The following is a 17,388-nucleotide window of genomic DNA, read 5'->3' as shown; positions in this document are numbered from 1 at the left end:
TCTTTATTATTTAAAATAGGGTAATAAGAACAAACGTATATGGAAAAATGAAGAGGGAAACTCGGTAAAAGCAGGAACAGAACTTTGGTGTATACAGTACTTGGCTACAGGAACAAACACTAACCACCTAGCTTACTTGCAAAAAGCCCGAGCGATCGCAACTTAGGAACAGTTCCCATGCCCCCCCTTTTTAATCGAGCAATTCCTTCTTCTTTTTCTCAAATTCCTCTTCAGAAATAATACCGTCATCAAGCAATGATTTGTACTTGCGGATTTCGTCGGCGGGAGAGGCGGTCATTGTATGTTTAGATAGAGCCTGATATAACTTTTCAGAGTGATGTAAACGTAAGCTCTCAATTACTTCCTTCGCTTCATACATCGTGCGGTAATCATTTGGGGTAGTGATTAAAAGTTCATTCTCAGAAGCGAGATAAGCTTGGTATTTAGTTTCCTGCAAGCTTCCTTCTATAAAAAAACGGATACGGCCGGCTTTAATTCCTGGCTTTGACAAGTGGATGCTTGAAATAGAAGTTATTGCTATCTCTTTCGTACCTTTGTTTCCTACGTACAAACGATTATGAGTAAGTGATATTGTATTTTTTTTGATAATTAATTTTCCTTGATCTGTTTTGTATTCTAATGATTTTTTAGTTTCCATTAATAACTCTTGTGCTAAAGATTCAATTAGCGTAGCTTCCTGATTGCTATCATTGATATTCTGAAGGGAAGCAATTTTACTTTCAATAAAGTCTAAAAAAGGGAGAAACTCTTTGTACTTCTTTTTTTGGACAAAGACAATTGCCATATCACTCATAAAGGCATCACGGTCTCTAAAAACAGATTCATCTTCATGATTGAGGAGAAAATATGCATATCCAGACTTAAAACGATGTTCCTTTACAATAACTTTTTTGAGGTCAACATAGGGAATTTCGATCCTTTGACTTAGCTTAGATATTTTGCGGTTATGTTCCAAAATGATCACACTTTCGGTCAATGAAAGTGTGGTGCCATATGAGGTCATTGTCTGGGATTTCAATAAAGCCCCTCCTATTCGCCGTAAAGAGTATGCCACCTATATTTTAGTAGATTTTATCTACGAAATCTATATTAAAGGCAGAATCATGGCAGAAACACGACAGGGACGAACGGTTGTTCCGTATTATGATGGTAGTGTAGCAAGGTTAGCTAAAACCAAGCTGCACATTCGTTATCCATTTGTTAATGGTGCCGGCACCGCCTTTGCTGTGGATAAACGAGCAAAATACATTTAATTTTGGAGGAATGGACATGGCAGAAAAGAAATTTGCTGGAACACGGGTAGAAGTAAATGGACGAGTAGTAGCAAAATTAACGTCTTTCACACACTCACTAGAGGTTGAAGAGGCGGATGTAACTGGTCTTGGGGACACAGTCGAAGGCGGCGGCGTTTTCCGCCAAAAATTCATTGCTGCGTCTGTAGGAGAGACAGTGGCGATGGAAGGGATCGCACTGCTTGAAGATGACGGCCAAACAGAGTTAAAGCGAGTAGCAGAATTAGGTCAAGAAGCGGTTATTAAGCATACAGATGCAAACGGAGCTGGATACGCCTTAACAGGGTTCTTTACCACGTATGAAGAAGAAGGTTCTGTATCTGAAGGTGTATATACGTTCTCTGGCGAGTTCCGAGTAAACACAAAACAAGCAGTTGTGGAAGATGGTGCTCCAGGTGGCGAATAAATCGGCGGACCGTTTGCAATTGCTAAATGAAAAAGCGGAAGAGCTTGCCCAAATCCAACAAGAACAGCTTGTTGCCGATTATGATGATGCTTTAGCTGAGCTAGCGAATGAACAAAAGCATCAATACGTCAAGTTTGCGGGCGAATATTTTCAAATTCCAACTGAAATGCCCTTCCAGTTTGCGACATTTTACTTTCGCCACTGTGTACAAAAAGTGAGAGGCAAAACGCAAATGGCTGTGCCAGAAGAAAAAATGTATGAATTTATTGAACTAATGTTAGGGAAGGAATTTCTAGCCCATCTCGAACAGTCGAAAGCAGGCGTCAATTTCGTTTTTAAACATATTGTGCCTGACATTATGAAACTTTGGGGATATGATGTCAAAGGCTCAGGCGCACAATCAGCCGCAGCGCAAAAAAAAACCAAGATTCGCGGATAATCATTTGGGCGTGGGCAGCGTTAGAAGCAGATTTCTACCGGTTTTATGGCATAAATTTAACAAAAGAGGGATTTGAGAACCGCCTATCTTGGAGGCGGTTCTTAGTATTTGTTAGAGGCTTGCCAGAAGACAGCGCCTTCCAACGTTTTTTGCAAGACAAAAAGAAACGCAGCGCCGCCGAATGGGATGAAGGCAACATGCAAATGGAAGCAAACAAATGGAAAGGGGGAAGATGATGGCGATTTCAATAGGAGAGTCAGCTAATATTAAAATTGACTTTGAATCGTTAGAAAAGGGTGGAAAAGCGTTAAGTGGTATAGAGCAGACACTTACAGGTATAAAGAAGGAGCTAGAGGAATTAGGAACTAGCCTTTCAAGTGGTGAATTGTTATCAGCTTTTTTTAGCATTGTAACAGGAACAGGGTTGGTGATGGTTGCTATTTCTCAAGTTGCTACTAGTCTATCTATTTTACAGCAACTTTTTACGACTATGGGATCCTTAATTAGAGCGATGATCCTTCCTAGTTTTATTTCTTTTTTGGGAGCTCTGTCTAGCTTGTTAACTCCTATTGTTCTTATCACCGCAGCAATTGCCGCTCTTGTTGCAGGCATTATGTATCTTTGGCAGACAAATGAAACGTTTCGCAATGGTGTAATCCAAGCGTGGGAGGCCATAAAGACCACAATGGAAACGGTAGTGGCTACGATTGTTACTTTTGTTTCTGAAAAATTGGCGCAAATCAAGGCGTTTTGGGATGAACACGGGGCTGCTGTTATGCAAGCAGTAACCAATATATTTAATGGAATTAAGAGCATTATTGAGCCAGTTATGAACGGCATTCTGGCAATTATGCAATTTGTTTGGCCGTTTATTGTGTCGCTTATTCAAATGGTATGGGGCAATATTCAAGGAGTCATTTCGGGAGCATTGAACATCATCATGGGGCTAGTAAAGGCGTTTGCAGGCCTTTTCACTGGAGATTTTTCTTTGATGTGGGAAGGCATTAAGCAGCTTTTTTCTGGCGCACTTGAGGCGATATGGAACGTCGTTCAATTGTTATTGTTTGGGCGGCTTTTAAAAATTGCTAGTTCTTTGTTTACCGGTTTAATGGGTGTTTTTTCAAAAATGTGGGGAGCAATAAGCAATTTGTTTTTGACAGCATTAAATGGAATAAGGTCGTTTTTCTCCACCATTTTTACTCCTATTCAAAACGTAGTCATGACAGTAATGGGCTTTATCCGCAATGCCATTTCAACCGGCTTAACAATTGCCTCGAATGTGGTTCAATCTGTGTTAACGGCGATTAGGACAGTATTTTTAACTGTATTTAATGCTGTTCGTAATGTAGTTACAACGGCGATTAGCTTTATACAGAGTTTTATTTCAACCGGGATTTCGGCGGCACGTACAGCGGTAACAAGTGCTCTTAATGCGATAAAAACCACATTTACAACCATTTTTAACGCTGTCCGCTCGAGTGTGACAACCGCGATGACTAATATCAAAACGGCTATCTCTAACGGAATTCAAAGCGCATGGCAAGCAGTCTTGAATTTTGTTGGCCGTTTTCGCGAAGCGGGGAAAAACATTGTTAATAGCATTGCAGAAGGAATTACTAGTGCAATTGGGGCAGTAAAAAATGCAATCTCTAATGTTGCTGGAAAGATACGGGATTTCTTGCCTTTCTCTCCTGCTAAAGAAGGACCACTGCAAGACATTCACCGTCTTAACTTTGGCGGACCAATTAAAGACTCCATTAATCGAGATGTGCCTACAATTGAACATGCGTTTGAAAAAGCATTAACGCTGCCTTCTCTTCATGATATTGGTTCTTCACTAGGACGGGGATTGGCGCGGTTAGATAGCAATGTACAAGCAAGAGAGTTGCAGGGGCTGTCAGCAAATCCTTCTAGCAAAATGACGATTGAAGTGCCTGTCCACCTTGAAGGCAAACAAATTGCTAGAGTGACCGCGCCTTTTATGGATGTTGAACTTGGACGGAGAGGACAAATGGCACAGCGTGCAAGAGGACACTACTAAAAAAGGAGGCGAGAAAATGAATGCTTGGTTTTCTTTTAATGGCGTGAATTTTTCAAAGTGGCTCAAACTGGTCGACGACAACCGCGCCTCTTTGCCACCACGAAAATTTACGAACACGGAAGTCCACCACGGCGTCCACGCTTCAAATAAACGGTGGGGCGAATACTTGATCGAGCTTGATGTTTTAATGATTTCGACAAGTTATGAAGAACAAAGAAAAGCAATGCGAGAAATGGCTTATTACCTTTCAGCAGAAGAAGGCAAACTGGTATTTTTTGATGAGCCAGATAAAGCCTACCATGCATTTGTAGTCGACTTTTCCGATTTCACAGGCAAAGGCTTGTTGAAAACAGGAAAATTAGTCTTTCAAGTGTCGGATCCTGTCGCAGAAGGGGCAAAAAAAGAGCTTGATTTCACGGAGAGCATAGTTGTCGACTATACAGCTACTGCACCAGCGATGCCTGTTTACTCGATTCTTTTCCATGAAGAAACAGAAAACATGCAAATAGAAAAAGACGGGAAACGATTTAAGTTAAATCGAGTATTCCATTCAGGCGACCGGATTGTAATTGACAGTGAAAAATCAGCAATTCGTTATAACGATGAATGGGCGATGCCTTTGCTTGATCTGCGTTCAGGATTTAAAGATCTATTTTTACATCCTGGCGAAAATCATATTGCCGTTCGACCGGAAACCGCGACAGTAGAGATGGCATATAAGGAGAAATGGTTATAAAGGGAGAGGGGGATAGAATGAACGTATTTATTTTCGACAAGCATGAAACATGCAGAGCTGTTCTCGATGAACGGCATCTAATCGAAGCGGTGCATACAGAACAACTGAACAATGCACATTCCTTTGAATTTACAATCCTTGCCGATTGTGACCATGCACTTGAAATCGTCGAAGGACAACAAGTCGCTTTTTATGATGTCGATGGCGATTTTCAACTTTTTGAAATTGTGGTTGTAGAAGACCGCCATGGCGATGCTGCCTATAAAACAGTTATATGTGAACATGCAGTCAATGAACTGCTTGATGAACCTATAGAACATATTCAGTTTCATCGGACAAACGCAAGGCAAGCCCTTTCTAGTATTCTTGCGCGGACACGTTGGCAGCCAGGCGTCGTTGCCGAGTTAGGGGAGGCTCCTGTAGAATTTAGCCAAACTAACGCCAAATATTGTGTAGCCGAGTTGCTAAATACATTTAAAGGCGAACTAAGATGCCGAGTGACCATTGACGGAAGCAAAATTACCGGTCGGTATATTGATATTCTTTCACGCCGAGGGGCAGATACAGGCAAACGGTTTGAATATAGAAAAGACTTGACTGAAATTGAACGCACCATTGATATGAGCAGTGTCAAAACGGCGATCAGAGCTTACGGGAAACCGACGGAAGATGAAAACGGGGACCAAGGCAAACCGATTACGTTTAAAGATATCGAATGGAGCAAAGCGAAAGGCGACCCTATTGATAAACCAAAAGGGCAAGACTATCTTGGCGATGAGCAGGCAAGAGCTTTATGGGGACGAGGGGATTATGAAGGAAAAAGGCATCGATTTGGCATTTTGGAAGAATCAGATGAAGACAACCCTGTCCGTTTATTAGAACAAACCTATGACTATTTGCAAACGGTATGTACGCCACTTGTCCATTATTCTGGAAAGGTTGTCGATTTATTCAGACTCTCCAATTTTGAACATGAACGTATTCAATTAGGAGACACGGCCGCTGTCCTTGATGAAGACATTTATCCGATCATTCAAGAAAAGACGAGAGTAATTGAGCTAAAACGCGACTTGCTTGATCCTAGCAATGATGAAGTCGTATTAGGGGAGTTTCTGCCGCTATTTTCAAGCCCAAATCAAGAAGTAGAAAGGGTGATGGCAAAAGTAAAAGAGAATTCCCATGTATGGGATCGGGCAGGGAGGCCTATACAACCTAATTCGTATCCAGACATTGTCCCTGAAGTACCTGCAAATGTGACAGCTACCGGTTTATATGCTGCCGTCATGGTGGAATGGGATTTTAGCCATTTAGACACGTATATTGCAGGTTATGAAGTCTATGCAAGCGAAGTACAAGGGTTTGCAGGAAGCCCAGAAACACTCGTTTACCGAGGGGTTGGCAATACTTATAGCTTTCATGGCGAACCGAACAAACAGTATTATTTCCGTGTCCGTGCTTTTAACTATTACGAGCGTTACTCGCCTTTGTCGGAAGAAGTGAGCGCTACAACAGCACGAATTGTATCAGAGGACATTTTCTTTGGCGAGGACTTGGCTGTCAAACTTCGCGAACTAAGTAAGGAAGCGCAAATTATTGCCGATGGGTCGATTCAATTGGATCAACTGGAAGAGTCGGTCCGCGAACAATTAAAGCAAGATGCCAAGCAGTACACCGATGAGGAAATCAAGGCCGTTACCGAGCAAATAAACAGCGAATTGGCTGAAAAAGCCGGGTTAGAATATGTGGACGGCAAGTTCCAATTTACAGATGGCAAACTAGCTGAGTTAGACAGCATTGCCGATAATTTAACCCGTGAGGTTGGCGATATTAACGGGACTGTATCTAACATCGCCACTAACGTAGACGTCATCGAAGGCGAACTATCGGCCACAGCTAGCCGCTTAACGAATATGGACGGAAAGCTGAGTGCTCAAGAAGCAGACATACGAGCCAATGCAGAAGCCATTTCTGCACGAATTACAAAAGACGAGTTTGAAGACACGACAGGGCAACTCTCTAGCCAAATTGGCGAATTAGAGTTAACCGCTAGCGGGTTAAGGACTGATTTTGGCGAACTGAGCAAGACGGTTGAAGGAGTGTCAGAAAAACAGTCTAATTTTGAAACAACAATTAACGGGCTAAAGGCCGATGTCTCAAACGTGGAGACAAGAGTAGATAATAATGCCGGAGCTATTACTAATGTCAGTAGTCGTACGTCCCAGCTAGAGTTAAGAGCTGACCAATTCAGCACTACAATTTCAGAGCTGTCGCACGTTGCTACAACGGGTGACAATATCATCCCAGATGGGAGTTTTGAGGGCGGAGGGCTAGGCTGGCATGGGCCTGGTGTAATTGTGGGCGACGCTTATTCAGGCAAAAAAGCGTTGGAATTTAAGGGCGTTTCCTCTCCAGCAACTAGAAGTCAAAGTATCACTAACCCGGTGGCTGTAGTTCCTGGTCGTACCTATCGAATTTCATATTGGTATAAAACGAGTGCTGATGCTAACGGCACGTCGAACAATCAAAAATTTCGATTTGGAAACGCGGATACAGGCGCATTGGTGAAAGACTGGGGTTGGTCTGGCGCAAAAACGGAATGGACACAAATAAAAGGTACTTGGAAATGTCCAGAGAACGTCAAGGCTTTGTCTGTGTCTATGGTCACTAACCACACTGTTGGTTGGGTGAGGGTAGATGACTTTGAGGTTGTTGATATAACTGAGGTATCTAGCCTTCAAACATCAATCGACCAAAATGCACGCGAGATCAGTCTAGTAGCGTCTGACACATCTGCACTAGGAAACCGCATGTCACAAGCAGAGTCTAAGCTAAGTGTACAAGCTGATCAAATCAATGCGCGTGTCGAGAAAAACGGCGTCATTGCTGCTATTAACTTATCTAGCGAGGGTGTCCGCATTGATGGCGCGAAAACACGCATCACAGGGCAAACGCTGATTGACAATGGCGTAATTAAGACGGCTCATATTGGAGAGGCTGCAGTCGGGACTGCTGCGATCGCTAATGCATCGATCAGCAAGGCGAAGTTGCAAAACGCCATTATTGGCACGGCACAGATCGAGAATGGCGCGATCACCAATGCAAAAATTGGCAATGGACAAATTGACAACGCGAAAATTGCAAATGCCACGATTACCAACGCTAAAATTAGTGACATTAGTGCCGCTAAAATTACAAGTGGCACGTTAGATGCAGCTAATATTATGGTTAGGGCGATGAATGGCAGTATGGCTGTGCAAATGGATGGGGACGGATTTAAGGCGTTTGACAGCAATGCCCGGAACCGAATTCTAATCGGCATACGAAATTTTAATGGTCAGGGAAGCGATCCGGCCCTTGTAAGGTTTTTCGATCCTGGCGGCAAAAATATGGGTTACATTGGTGCAAACACAAATGATACGTTTACTATTTACAGTGCAAGCTCTACATTTATTGATTCAGTCAACCGGATTATCTCACGGTCCGGGGAATTTCGTTTTGATCCAATGCGTGGCAGCAGCGGCAGCAGGTATTGGGTCATGGGAAGGGGAAATACGTCAAGTAAATCGGGACTTCATCCGACTTTTAGGCCTGATACCTCTGGGTGGGGTCTTGTAGGGATGAGTAATTTCCGGTTATGGGAAGTTTGGACTAATAACATGCATTACTTTACGATGCACAAAATTTCATCACGTAACGTAAAGGAAAACATCGAACCCCTTGACCTGGATTACTTCGCCAGTTTAATAGACCAAGTTGAATTAATGTCCTACCACTACAAAACACCCGATAGAAACGGTGCTTTTGTTCGACCGAATTATGGCCCTATTTCAGAGGATTTACCGGAAGAGTTTCGCACGCCGTCTGATGAAGGTCCGGCATTGTCTATGGATGACTTTATCGCTGGAATTCTAGCTAAAGTGAAAGTGCAAGACCGGATAATGAAACAACAGGCAAACGCGATTAAAGAGATTCAAAAGCAAGTCAATGCTCTGAAAGGAGGTCGCTGATGTGAGTCAAGAGTTATCCTCTGAACAACAACAATACATCCAATCACTTGAGTATGAAGTACAAAAAGCGAATGCCCGTGTTGAGTATTTAGCGGAAAGGCTAGGACAGCGGGAGTTAGAGTTATCAGAAATGGATGCGCAATTACAAACCTTTAAAAACGCTTACGCTTTACTGCAAAAAGAAAAGGAAGACATGGAGCAGAAGGAAACACAAGAAAGCCATTCTGAGTGAGATACTCCATAAAAAAAGTGTTTGGTTAACGGATTACTAATAGGAAACTAGAACAGCTCGAGAACAAACAGCCTGCCATCGAAAGGGGGGATGCTATATAGGCACATTCGCTGACTTGTCCTTAGATGTCGCTCGCCTTTACCTTTTCGGCAATGTCAAATTTCTAGACTTGCTCATATTGTTGATGGTTCTCGACATTGTCACCGGTATTGCAAAAGCAATCAAAAACAAAAGCGTCCGCAGCCGGGTTTCTTTGTATGGCTTTGCTCAGAAAATTGGGATTTTCGTTGTCATTGTTGTTGCCAATATGATTGATATCGTATTAGATTTGAAAGGCATGGTTGCGTCGGCAACTGTGCTTTTTTATATCGCGAATGAGTGCTTGAGCGTTGTAGAAAATTTAGCGGCCAGTGGAGTGAAAATCCCGCCTGTAATTCGGGAAAAATTGTTAGGTTTTGCGAAAAGCGATGAAGATAGGGACTCAGGTGAAGACAAGCCAAATAAGAAAAACGAAAAGGATCTATAGAGAAATTCCAAATTTAGTGTGTAATGGAAATGAGAAGAGGGGAAATCCTAGCTATCCGCGGGATTTTTCACCTAATTCAATTCGTTTCTAACGTTTGTCCATGTCGGCAAGACCCTTTGCTTCATACAAGTAGATTGTAAGGGTTGACTGTTACTGGTTAGGTATTGAAATGGACCCTTACAGGATGGGAGGAGTCCCGTCCTTATCAACATTGCAAAAGGCTGTTGGCGCTGCCTTCAGTCTTAGACGCTTAGGACAAGCACCTATTATTATTAAGGAGGAATTGTTTATGGTTAAAATTTTTATTGATCCAGGACATGGTGGTAACGATCCAGGTGCAGTAGGAAATGGCATGCAAGAGAAGAACTTAACACTGTCAATTGCGACGCAAATTCGCGATATGTTAGTGTCTGAATATGAAAACGCAGAAGTTCGGATGAGCCGAACAGGCGATACAGCCGTCTCTTTATCAGAACGGACGAATATGGCAAATAACTGGGGTGCTGATTATTTTCTATCTGTGCATATTAACGCAGGGGGTGGAACCGGATTTGAGTCATTTATTCATACATCGCAGACAAGCGGTTCTGTTCGGGCACAAAATATTATCCATCCAGCGATTATGCAACAACTTGGAGAAAGGGACCGAGGAAAGAAAACCGCTAATTTTGCAGTGTTGCGTACGTCAACCATGCCAGCGATTTTAACAGAAAACCTGTTTATTGATCATGCCAATGATGCGGCCAAGCTTCGGGATCCGGCTTTTTTGACTCGTGTCGCTCGTGGTCATGTCAATGGGTTGGCGCAAGCGTTCAATTTGCAGCGTAATTCCGGTGGTAACGGCACGATTTACCGTGTGCAAGCAGGTGCTTTTTCCCAACGCGCAAATGCAGAAGCTCTTCAAGCACGACTTCAAGCGGACGGCTATGAAGCCTTAATTATCCAAAGCGGTTCCCTTTATCGTGTCCAGGTTGGCGCTTTTTCAGTTAAAGCCAATGCAGAAGCGCTTGTTGCTGAACTAAAGAGCCGTGGATATGATGCGATTGTTATTACGGTCTAAATGAAAATGAGAATCATTCCTTGCGTTTGCCTAATCCTTTCGTTAGACTAAGGGATAAGAATGGAGAACGAAGGAATGAGTGAAAATGGAATTGAACCAAGTAAAAGCAATTGACGAGCTTATAAAGGGAAGGCGCTCAATTAAAAAATTTAAACCTGATCCTGTGTCCATTGAAGAAATAGTCGAGATATTAGAAGTGGCAAAGTGGGCGCCGAACCATAAATTAACGGAACCTTGGCGTTTTCTTCTATACGCTGAAGAAGGGAAAAACCAGTTTGTAGACGCCTTTTTGAAAACACAAGCAGGGAGCGATGGGAAGATCCCCGAAAAAGCGCAAAAAAAGGCAGCTTATTTTAGGGAAATTCCCCTCCACCTTGTTGTTGTCATGCCTGAGGACCCTCGTCAAAAAACATGGGATGAAGATTATGGAGCGGTTTGTGCCATGATTCAAAACATCCAGCTTGCTGCCTGGGCCAGAGGTATTGGCATGATTTGGCGTACCAATGATTGGATTTACAATCCTGTCTTCCGTGAAGCCATTGGTGTTCAGCCTGGAGAAAAAATTGTCGCAACGTTAATGATTGGTTATGGCGATTTTATTCCTGAAGCAAAAGAACGGACGCCGATTGCTGATAAAATCAATATTATCCGTTCTTAATGACAAGAGCGTACGAAAGCAGAGGCTTTCGTACGCTTTTTTTAGTTGTGAAAAGAAAACCCCGGGCTCGGCCCGGGGTTCCAAAAAGCTTCCAGCGAGGTATTAAAAAAACTCCACCGCGGTGCTAAAATATATTTGGTTCGCCAACCAATATATGAAGCAAACGGAGGAGTTTTAAATGTCTAAAGACACTAACAGTTTAGCACATACAAAGTGGAATTGTAAGTATCATATAGTATTTGCCCCAAAGTACAGAAGGCAGGTAATCTATGGGAAACTTAAAAAAGACATTGGAGAAATATTAAGAACGTTGAGTGAAAGAAAAGGTGTCGAAATTATTGAAGCAACTGCTTGTAAAGATCACATACATATGCTGGTGAGTATTCCGCCGAAAATCAGTGTGTCTTCATTTGTGGGATATTTGAAAGGGAAAAGTAGCTTGATGATATTCGATCGGCATGCAAATTTAAAATATCGATACGGAAATCGAAAATTTTGGTGCACAGGTTTTTATGTAGATACAGTGGGAAGAAATAAGAAAGTAATTGAAGAATATATAAAAAACCAAATACAAGATGATATAGTCGCAGAACAATTAAGTTTGTTGGAGTATGTAGATCCATTTACAGGTGAAGAGGTAAAGCGTAAAAAGAAAAGAATGCGCTAGGAGGCCTTTAAGGTCTGGCCAGTGAAAGTAGTACAATTGGCGAACCGTTCAGTAGCCCTTTAGGGTTTGGTCAGTAACAAAGGCTTTCAGCCGTAGAACAAACCACCCGTTGTCACGGGTGGTTTTGATTACTTATAATGGGTTTAACACACGAAAGAAGAGATAGTATGGTCTCCTAGTGATCATTCCTCAGCAGGAAAAAACAAAAGATGTAAGATTCCCGGTTTTCTTCGAAAGGAGAAGGGCAAAACGCTGATGCTTGAGGATGCAACGACACATCAAAGATGTTCTGTTTGCAAACAATCTTGTGACTTTAGTCATGAGAGGTTCAAAGGTATCGGCAAGTGTGCTACTCTAACAGTAGAATCTTTTATCCTATGATTTTTGTCATATTTTTTGAAGACTTACCAATTAGCAAGGGAGCTGTTAGGGAGTTGAAGCGGTCGGGATTACTACTTTATTCTGTATTCGCCGGAATGACACTTGCTTTGGCGGCTTGTTCAAGTTCGTCTCCAGAAGATACTGCTAAGGCTTATATCGAACATTGGAAAAACGGCGAATACAAGGATATGTACGCTATGCTTACAAATGAAGCAAAGGAAAACGTCGACGAGGAAACATTTATCGCGAAACACGAGCGCATTTTTAGTGATTTGATAACAGAGTTTGCAGTCGAGCCGCGTTTCCCGGAAGACTACGAAGGGGAAGGGATCGAATCGGTTCCGATTGCCATTTCAATGGAAACGATTGCTGGACCTTATTCCTTTGAGGAAGGAATGGAATGGGTACAGACAGCAGAAGAGGAAAATGAGTGGCATTTAGAATGGGAGCCGAGCCTTTTATTTCCCCAGTTGGAGGGCGATGATGTGGTAAGGCTTAACCGCATACCAGGAGAGCGGGGCGATCTTTATGATGTTCATGGGCAGGCGCTAGCCACTAATGGCGAAGTGCTCGAAATGGGTGTTCAACCAAGCTTGCTTGAAGGGCAAGATGATGCTGTGGCCATCTTAGCCAATGAGTTAGGGATAACGGAAGACTACATTGATGAACAGTTGAGTCAAGGCTGGGTGACGCCAGAAGCGTTTGTGCCGCTTAAGCAATTGCCTGCTAGTGAAAGTCGCCTAGCAGATTCGATTACAGAGCAAGTATCTGCCGCCTCCTACAGGCGCTTGAACGGTCGGGTTTACCCATTCGGTGAAGCAGCAGCCCATTTGACCGGATACATCGGGCCGATTACGGCGGAAGAATTAGAAAAGCGCAGCAGCGAAGGATACTCTTCTTCTTCAAACATTGGTTTAGCCGGGTTGGAATTGGTGCTCGAAGACCGTTTGCGCGCAAAAGACGGGATAGAAATTTATACAGCAAGTGCAGAGGGTGAGCGGAAGGAAACCATTATCGAGTCTGAAAGCGAGGATGGCGAGGATATCCACTTAACGATTGATATGGACGTTCAAGAAGCGATTTTTAACGAATTTGCTGGAAAATCAGGTACAAGTGTGGCGCTAGATCCTCTCACAGGGGAAACGTTGGCGTTGGTTAGTTCGCCAGCTTACGATCCGAATTTAGCAGCACTTGGTTTTTCCAGCGAGGAGCGCAAAAAAATCGAGGAAAATGAAGAAATGCCGCTGTTGAACCGTTTTAGTGCCAGTTTTTCTCCAGGGTCGACAATGAAGGCATTAACTGCTGCGTTTGGACTAGAAGCTGGAACGCTTGTCCCAGAAGAGACGATTGAAGTAAGCGGCCACGACTGGCAGCCGGACGATGCATCTGGTTGGGGCGATTACCATATCCACCGCGTCACTGATCCAGGCGGTCCAGTCGATTTAGAAGGTGCCCTTATGTACTCGGATAATATTTATTTTGCGATGGAAGCACTAAAACTAGGGGAAGAGAAGCTAATCGAGCAGGCTGAAGCCGTTGGTTTTGGGGAATCAATCGATTATTTGTATCCGTTGAAGAAATCACAAATAACCGGGGAAGACGGGTTCCGCTCGGAGCCTGAACTCGCTTATTCAGGATCAGGGCAAGGGCAAGTGCTCGTCAATCCAGTTCATCTTGCCACGATGTATACGGCTTTTTCCAATGAAGGCGCTATGATTCAACCAGTGCTTGAGCAAAGTGAACAAACCGGCGTCGTCTGGAAAGACCATCTGACGCCTGAAACCGCCGCAATTATTGATGAGGCACTTGGGAAAGTTGTGTCTGAAAAAAGCGGGACGGCCCATGCAATGGAAATAGATGGCTATCCGTTAGCAGCAAAAACAGGAACAGCTGAATTAAGCGGTGGTCAAGGCGAATCGAATGACGATGTTCTTGGCTGGGTTGTCGCCTATAACCAAGATGATCCCGAAATGTTGGTGGCGTTTATGCAGGAAGGGGCAAGGAGCGGTGAAGTTGTCCCAAAAGTAAAGGCCATTTTTGAAGCAACTCGGTAAAACTTCCGCACATGCCTGCCTGCTTGTGCATAAGATACCCCATCAGATGTGAAGGGGGACCACGATGCAGACGCAATGGCATTATCAGCAGCCCGGTTATCGGCGCCCACCTGGTTACTATGGCGGAAGGCCATTTGGCTATGGGGGAAGTGCATTTCTAGGCGGGCTCGTAGGCGGTCTTGGGGGATCACTCATTGCTGCGCCGTTTTTATACGGAGGTTACGGTTACGGATACGGCTATCCGCCTTATGGTTATGGACCTGGACCTTATGGGTACCCGCCCTATGGATATTATTATTAAAGAAAAGAACATTAGCGAAGGACGCTAATGTTCTTTTTTCATTAATATGGGTTTGAAACCACGTGCTCTGCACGTGTGAAAACGAAACTTCTAGAGAGGTCTAGTGATGAAAAATCTCCAATCGTTATAATAGAACTTGGCCGCCAAACCAACTTCTATCAATGAAAGGAGATCTCACCCATGAGTGACAACAGTTTATCACACACAAGATGGAATTGTAAGTAACATATCGTGTTTATCCCTAAGTATAGACGAAAGATTGTCTATGGGAAGCTGCGAAAAGATATTGGAGCTATTTTAAGAAGGTTATGTGAAATGAAAGATGTAGAAATTATCGAAGCCCATGCGATGATTGATCACATACACATGCTGGTGAAAATTCCGCCAAAAATGTCGGTATCGTATTTCATGGGGTATTTGAAAGGGAAAAGTTCGTTGATGATCCATGATCGTCACGCAAACGGTTGGCGGTCCCTTCAGAGGTCCCTTTAGGGACTTCGTTGGTAAAGTGCCCTTATAGGGCGAAATTAAAACCGCCGGTTCTACCGGCGGATACTTACTTTAGCAAGGCAGTCCACGCCCACCCCAAAAGCCGGCGCCGCCAATGATAATAATCAAAATGAAGAGCACGACAACAATCGCAATCGCAAAGCCGCCGCCGCCAAATCCTCTCGGCCCGTAGTAAGGGCCAGGTCCATAACCGTATCCTCCACAAGGCGGGGGAGGGCAGCAGCAGTTGTTTTCAAATCCTCCGTAATAATAGCCCAAGCATTGCACCACCTTTTTCTAGGATAGTACACGATATGGATATCCATCTAAAAAGGTGATGAACCATTACAATTTGGGCAAGGGGCTAAAAATCCATTGGAAAACTAAACGTCATCGGCGCTTTATGAAAGTCCTCGTTTTCTAATGAGTCTTCCTTTGTATAAGGAGAATAGGTGCTAATTGTCACTGCTTGGGATTTTGGTTGGAATGTCAAAAGGCGCATAAAGCCATTTCCGCCTTTTTCATATCCTTGGTAATCGGATAAAATCTGGACCACAGTTCGTTCATTTACACCATCGCCATCGTCATCAATACGGTCAAACCGCTGGGCGGTGCCGTGGTAGTGCCCGCTTAGGACCAGCTGAATGGAAGGGCTTGGTTTGATTAATTCCTTAAACAGTTTGTCTCCATCCTCAGAGCGTTTGCCATTGACTTGCAAGTAACGATGCGTGGCAACAATCGTTGCATGATGAGGATGATCTTCAACCACTTCTTTGGCCCACTGGAGCGTTTCGTCATTCCAGCCAAAACCGAGGTAAAGAATAAGGAATTTGTGCCCGCTAACATGAATTTCGTCAAAGTGGGCTTCATTGTCTTTGTAAGACCCTTTAAAGGCATGGCTTTTATTAAAACGAGCATCGCCAAAATAGCGGCTGTATGTGCTGTAGTCCAATTTGCTATGTCCGACATCATGGTTGCCTGCCAGCACGCCGTATGGAATCTTGGCTTGATCTAGTTTTTTCATTGCTAAGTCTGCCTGAACCCATTCGAATTCATTCGTCATATGGTCAACGATATCGCCCGTATGAATCGCATATTTAATCGACTGGCTCCGTTCGTTTTCGACAATCCACTCCGTCATGCTGTCGTAAATATACGGGTAATGCTGCGAGTAATATTGCGTGTCAGACATCCACACGAATGTAAACGGCTTGTTGCCGATGGCATAGGCGGTTGGAGTTGACACTTGCCCGATGCCTAAAAGCAGAAGAAAAATAAGAGTCGGGGCAAGCAAAAAACGTTTGAACATCTCACCACTCCTTTGGATGTAGTGTTTGGATTGTCAGCAAAAATATGTCTAGAAAGATCAAATTTTTTGCGTCCCATGAGCCAAGCATGGTACGATCAGTAAAAAAGGAGCAAGCTTATGACACTTCTTGATTGGTTTGAAAAAGGGGCGACTGCCAAGACTACATTGAATCGATGGAAGTAAACAAAGAGACGTTGCTTCACATATACAATCACTACATCCCTAGCGGAGACGCCGTGCAAGAAATGGAGCTCCTCCAAGGGAAAGGCTTGAAAGCCGTTGTGCTTACCGCTGATTGGTGCGGGGATGCGATGGTAAACGTGCCGATTTTTCTTAAATTGGCGCAAACGGCTTTAATGGATGTGCGTTTTTTAATCCGCGATGAAAACCTTGAGTTGATGGACCAGTACTTAACCAATGGCCGTGCTCGATCAATTCCGATTATCGTCTTTTTCGATAGAGAAGGAAAAGAAGCAGGCAAATGGGGGCCGCGAGCTGGCGAGATAGAGGCTCGTGTAACCGAATGGAAAAAGCAGCTTCCTGATCCTGAAACGGACGCCTATAAAGAAGCGTTTAAGACAGAACTGATCCCGAAAACGCGAAAGCTGTTCCAGCAAAAAGAGACTTGGGATAAAATTGAAGCAGACATGCTGCGAACAATGTCGCAACTGTAACAAAAGCAAAACCGTGCACTTTAAAGGTGCACGGTTTTTTGGGTGAAAGGTAACGCTTGTTCTGTAATGATAAAAAAACAGGACAATGGTACAAT

At 43.6% G+C, this 17,388-nt stretch carries 17 protein-coding genes and 1 pseudogene; 15 read left to right on the top strand and 3 right to left on the bottom strand.

The window, feature by feature from the left end:
- Positions 1-190: 190 nt before the first annotated feature.
- Positions 191-976 (bottom strand): SHOCT domain-containing protein, encoded by a 786-nt coding sequence (locus BC8716_RS22690; protein ID WP_257392278.1) that lies wholly within the window; start codon positions 974-976, stop codon positions 191-193.
- A 1-nt stretch (position 977) separates the two neighbouring features.
- On the opposite strand from BC8716_RS22690, the gene BC8716_RS22235 reads away from it, so the two are divergent.
- From BC8716_RS22235 to tnpA (BC8716_RS01580), 14 genes and pseudogenes are all read left to right on the top strand, one after another.
- Complete coding sequence (locus tag BC8716_RS22235; RefSeq protein WP_157730325.1) at positions 978-1,274, top strand: hypothetical protein; 297 nt, start codon at positions 978-980, stop codon at positions 1,272-1,274.
- A 16-nt stretch (positions 1,275-1,290) separates the two neighbouring features.
- On the top strand, positions 1,291-1,719 hold the full coding sequence (locus tag BC8716_RS01640) for a hypothetical protein (protein WP_062750344.1): 429 nt from the start codon (positions 1,291-1,293) through the stop codon (positions 1,717-1,719).
- Complete coding sequence (locus tag BC8716_RS01635; protein ID WP_063609758.1) at positions 1,709-2,158, top strand: hypothetical protein; 450 nt, start codon at positions 1,709-1,711, stop codon at positions 2,156-2,158. Before BC8716_RS01640 ends, BC8716_RS01635 begins: the two co-directional genes overlap by 11 nt.
- 235 nt (positions 2,159-2,393) lie before the next feature.
- The gene (locus BC8716_RS01630) at positions 2,394-4,199 is read left to right on the top strand and encodes a phage tail protein (RefSeq protein WP_094423650.1); all 1,806 of its coding nucleotides are present in this window, start codon (positions 2,394-2,396) and stop codon (positions 4,197-4,199) included.
- Between the two features lie 16 nt (positions 4,200-4,215).
- Positions 4,216-4,935 (top strand): distal tail protein Dit, encoded by a 720-nt coding sequence (locus BC8716_RS01625; RefSeq protein WP_157730324.1) that lies wholly within the window; start codon positions 4,216-4,218, stop codon positions 4,933-4,935.
- A gap of 17 nt (positions 4,936-4,952) precedes the next feature.
- Positions 4,953-8,942, top strand: coding sequence for a phage tail spike protein (locus BC8716_RS01620; RefSeq protein WP_169715897.1), 3,990 nt, complete (start codon positions 4,953-4,955; stop codon positions 8,940-8,942).
- A 1-nt stretch (position 8,943) separates the two neighbouring features.
- Positions 8,944-9,174, top strand: coding sequence for a hypothetical protein (locus BC8716_RS01615; RefSeq protein ID WP_094423647.1), 231 nt, complete (start codon positions 8,944-8,946; stop codon positions 9,172-9,174).
- Between the two features lie 115 nt (positions 9,175-9,289).
- Positions 9,290-9,700, top strand: coding sequence for a phage holin family protein (locus BC8716_RS01610; RefSeq protein ID WP_245850033.1), 411 nt, complete (start codon positions 9,290-9,292; stop codon positions 9,698-9,700).
- Positions 9,701-9,989: 289 nt separating this feature from the next.
- Entirely contained in the window at positions 9,990-10,760 is a 771-nt protein-coding gene (locus BC8716_RS01605) for an N-acetylmuramoyl-L-alanine amidase (protein WP_094423645.1), read from the top strand.
- An 85-nt stretch (positions 10,761-10,845) separates the two neighbouring features.
- Positions 10,846-11,418 (top strand): nitroreductase family protein, encoded by a 573-nt coding sequence (locus BC8716_RS01600; RefSeq protein WP_169715896.1) that lies wholly within the window; start codon positions 10,846-10,848, stop codon positions 11,416-11,418.
- 178 nt (positions 11,419-11,596) lie between these two features.
- Positions 11,597-12,085 (top strand): IS200/IS605 family transposase, encoded by a 489-nt coding sequence (tnpA, locus tag BC8716_RS01595; protein ID WP_094423643.1) that lies wholly within the window; start codon positions 11,597-11,599, stop codon positions 12,083-12,085.
- A gap of 434 nt (positions 12,086-12,519) precedes the next feature.
- Positions 12,520-14,520, top strand: coding sequence for a penicillin-binding transpeptidase domain-containing protein (locus BC8716_RS01590; protein WP_169715895.1), 2,001 nt, complete (start codon positions 12,520-12,522; stop codon positions 14,518-14,520).
- A 64-nt stretch (positions 14,521-14,584) separates the two neighbouring features.
- Positions 14,585-14,821, top strand: coding sequence for a hypothetical protein (locus BC8716_RS22225; RefSeq protein ID WP_062750336.1), 237 nt, complete (start codon positions 14,585-14,587; stop codon positions 14,819-14,821).
- Between the two features lie 228 nt (positions 14,822-15,049).
- A pseudogene (tnpA, locus tag BC8716_RS01580) lies at positions 15,050-15,283 on the top strand (IS200/IS605 family transposase); the annotation flags it as partial.
- 99 nt (positions 15,284-15,382) lie between these two features.
- On the opposite strand, the gene BC8716_RS01575 reads toward tnpA (BC8716_RS01580), so the two are convergent.
- A complete protein-coding gene (locus BC8716_RS01575; protein ID WP_062750335.1) occupies positions 15,383-15,589 on the bottom strand; it encodes a hypothetical protein in 207 nt (68 codons plus the stop codon).
- Between the two features lie 85 nt (positions 15,590-15,674).
- Positions 15,675-16,619: a metallophosphoesterase gene (locus BC8716_RS01570; RefSeq protein ID WP_094423641.1), complete on the bottom strand. Its 945-nt coding sequence runs from the start codon at positions 16,617-16,619 to the stop codon at positions 15,675-15,677.
- Between the two features lie 173 nt (positions 16,620-16,792).
- On the opposite strand from BC8716_RS01570, the gene BC8716_RS01565 reads away from it, so the two are divergent.
- Positions 16,793-17,293 carry a thioredoxin family protein gene (locus BC8716_RS01565; protein WP_094423640.1) on the top strand — a complete coding sequence of 167 codons (501 nt, stop codon included), beginning with the start codon at positions 16,793-16,795 and terminating at the stop codon, positions 17,291-17,293.
- Positions 17,294-17,388: the final 95 nt, after the last annotated feature.

Origin of the sequence: Shouchella clausii (assembly GCF_002250115.1) — a bacterium.
Lineage (GTDB): Bacteria > Bacillota > Bacilli > Bacillales > Bacillaceae_D > Shouchella > Shouchella clausii.
The sequence above is the reverse complement of the archived record's forward strand: the minus strand, read 5'-3'. Positions and strand labels throughout refer to the sequence as shown.

Excerpts from the sequence above, each read along its gene's own strand:
- BC8716_RS01605 (WP_094423645.1), top strand. The coding sequence starts at position 9,990 with ATGGTTAAAATTTTTATTGATCCAGGACATGGTGGTAACGATCCAGGT.
- BC8716_RS01620 (WP_169715897.1), top strand. The coding sequence starts at position 4,953 with ATGAACGTATTTATTTTCGACAAGCATGAAACATGCAGAGCTGTTCTC.
- BC8716_RS01625 (WP_157730324.1), top strand. The coding sequence starts at position 4,216 with ATGAATGCTTGGTTTTCTTTTAATGGCGTGAATTTTTCAAAGTGGCTC.
- BC8716_RS01565 (WP_094423640.1), top strand. The coding sequence starts at position 16,793 with ATGGAAGTAAACAAAGAGACGTTGCTTCACATATACAATCACTACATC.
- BC8716_RS01640 (WP_062750344.1), top strand. The coding sequence starts at position 1,291 with ATGGCAGAAAAGAAATTTGCTGGAACACGGGTAGAAGTAAATGGACGA.
- BC8716_RS22235 (WP_157730325.1), top strand. The coding sequence starts at position 978 with ATGATCACACTTTCGGTCAATGAAAGTGTGGTGCCATATGAGGTCATT.
- BC8716_RS22225 (WP_062750336.1), top strand. The coding sequence starts at position 14,585 with ATGCAGACGCAATGGCATTATCAGCAGCCCGGTTATCGGCGCCCACCT.
- BC8716_RS01570 (WP_094423641.1), bottom strand. The coding sequence starts at position 16,619 with ATGTTCAAACGTTTTTTGCTTGCCCCGACTCTTATTTTTCTTCTGCTT.
- tnpA (WP_094423643.1), top strand. The coding sequence starts at position 11,597 with ATGTCTAAAGACACTAACAGTTTAGCACATACAAAGTGGAATTGTAAG.
- BC8716_RS01630 (WP_094423650.1), top strand. The coding sequence starts at position 2,394 with ATGGCGATTTCAATAGGAGAGTCAGCTAATATTAAAATTGACTTTGAA.
- BC8716_RS01600 (WP_169715896.1), top strand. The coding sequence starts at position 10,846 with ATGGAATTGAACCAAGTAAAAGCAATTGACGAGCTTATAAAGGGAAGG.